The 1,644-nt window shown below is 59.2% G+C and carries 2 protein-coding genes; both read right to left on the reverse strand.

Annotation, left to right across the window (positions count from 1 at the left end; all coding sequences use genetic code 11):
- Window positions 1-996, reverse strand: a 996-nt coding sequence (locus tag VOI29_RS24425) for a CoA transferase (protein ID WP_323784479.1), incomplete at its 3' end; no start/stop codon positions are given.
- A 67-nt stretch (window positions 997-1,063) separates the two neighbouring features.
- A partial coding sequence (locus tag VOI29_RS24430; RefSeq protein ID WP_323784480.1) for a Bug family tripartite tricarboxylate transporter substrate binding protein occupies window positions 1,064-1,644 on the reverse strand: 581 nt, incomplete at its 5' end.

A 1,644-nucleotide genomic window follows, 5' to 3' on the forward strand; every position in this document is an offset into this window, starting at 1 on the left:
GATCTGGCCGCGGGCCTGCGTCTGCGCGTCTTTCAGCATCTCGCCCATGGTACGGATACGAGAGGCGGGAATACGACGTTCATTCAGAAAATCCTCCCAAAAGGCGGCGGGCATGGATTCCACGATGGCTGTCAACGCTTCATGCTCCCGCTGGAAATCGTCGATGCGTTCAAAGTTGTTGGATTTCACCAAATCCTCGCGCCCCAATGCGATCCACAGACGGCGTTGCTGGCGCAGGTTCGAAGCGGCAATCATCAGGTCAGTGTCGGCCGCGCGGTACATGCCAAGCGTAGCAAAGGAAAACCGGTTGCCCTTTGCCTTTGGATGTTTGTCCGACCACAGATAATCCGTCGCGTGCGAGGTCAACAGCGTCAGCGCAACCTCCAGCATCGACACGTCGATGAACTGGCCGGTGCCCGTTGTCGCACGCTGAAACAAGGCCGCGCTGATCGCAAAGGCGGCGGTCATCCCTGTCGCATAGTCGACGGCAGGTGCGCCTGATTTCAGCGGCCGGTCGTCACCGTGGCCTGTCAGGTCCATCATGCCCGAGAACGCCTGGATGACATTGTCATAGCCGGTTTGCTCGCGGCGCGGGCCCGTCGCACCGAAGGCCGAGATCGAACAATAGATCAGTTTGGGGTTCAGCTTTGCCATTTCGGCATAGCCCAGACCCAACGCATCAAAAGCGCCGGGACGGTAGTTCTCGACAAAAACGTCGGCGGTGGCGATCAGGCGCTTCATCGCGTCCCGCCCGCCTTCGGTCTTGAGGTCCAGTGCAAGCGTCCGTTTGCCCGCCCCCTGCCCCAGAAAGGCAGTGCCCATGGCGGCATCGACCAACTTGCGGTCAGACCCCTGAAACCGCGCTTGATCGGGGTCATTCGGGGCCTCGACCTTGATGACTTCTGCCCCCAGCAGCGCCATTTGATAACCGGCAAAAGGTCCAGCAAGAACATGGGTCGTATCGACGACTCGCAGACCTGAAAATGCGCCACTCATGAGATAGGTTCCTTGACGTTCGATCAGTAGGATGCCCCGCCACAAAGGTCCGTGGCGGAGCGTTGTTTCAGTTTGAAATCAGACCGGCTTTGGTCAGCTGCTCGGTGGCAACGGTTGTCAGGTTCGCAACGAAAGCCGCATACTCTTCAGGGCCAAAATCGCTGTCCTCGACACCCGAGGCGCGGGCATATGTCTGGTAGCTGTCAGCCGCCATTGCCTTGTGGATTGCGTCGGCGATCTGTTGTTGCAGGTCCAGCGGCATATCCTTGGGGCCAAAGACGCCACGCACCTGAATCCAGCTTGGATCAACGTCAAAGCCCTGCTCGCCGAAGGTTTCCATATCCGGCAAAGTCGCAAGCCGTTTCGTTCCCAGAACGCCCAGACCTTTCAGACGGTCCGCCTCGAAGAACGACAGCGCCGGGCCGAGGTTCGACACGCCGACATCAACGTGGCCACCAAGGACCGCTGCGATGATGTCGGGGGTAGACTCGAAGGCAACCCAGTTGAACTTCACACCGGCCTGTTCTTCCAACATTGTCATGCCGATGTTCTGCATGGACCCTACAGGGCCAAAGCCACCGATGTTGACCGTACCGTCGTTCTCTTTCGCCAGCGCAACCAGGTCTTTCAGGGTGGTCAGGGCCGAGT

Origin of the sequence: Leisingera sp. (assembly GCF_034669605.1) — a bacterium.
GTDB lineage: Bacteria > Pseudomonadota > Alphaproteobacteria > Rhodobacterales > Rhodobacteraceae > Leisingera.